The following is a 367-nucleotide window of genomic DNA, read 5'->3' as shown; positions in this document are numbered from 1 at the left end:
CCGTGGCCCCCGTAGCGCCCGTGGCCCCCGTCGCGCCGGCGGCTCCAGTAGCGCCAGTAGCGCCCGTGGCTCCAATGGCCCCCGTGGCTCCAGTAGCGCCTGTGGCTCCAGTAGCGCCTGCGGCACCAGTAGCGCCCGTGGCTCCAGTAGCGCCTGCGGCACCTGTCGCGCCCGTAGCCCCTGTTGCTCCAGTAGCGCCTGTGGCACCTGTTGCTCCCGTGGCCCCCGTAGCGCCCGTGGCTCCCGTTGCGCCTGTGGCACCAGTCGCGCCAGTTGGCCCTGTCGGTCCTGTAGCCCCTGAACCGGTCGGTCCTGTCGGCCCCTGTTGGCCGATCGGCACCCAGTTCCCCCAGGAAGCACCTCCAGT

General features: G+C 72.2%; 1 protein-coding gene. It reads right to left on the bottom strand.

Annotated features, from left to right (window positions below):
- The coding region (locus tag PSHG_RS26110) for a hypothetical protein (protein ID WP_222860754.1) at nucleotides 1-340 on the bottom strand (340 nt) is incomplete at its 3' end.
- Nucleotides 341-367 lie beyond the last annotated feature (27 nt).

It is taken from the genome of Paenibacillus senegalensis JC66 (assembly GCF_000285515.1).
Classification (GTDB): domain Bacteria; phylum Bacillota; class Bacilli; order Paenibacillales; family NBRC-103111; genus Paenibacillus_L; species Paenibacillus_L senegalensis.
This window is presented reverse-complemented; position numbering and strand designations above follow the sequence as displayed.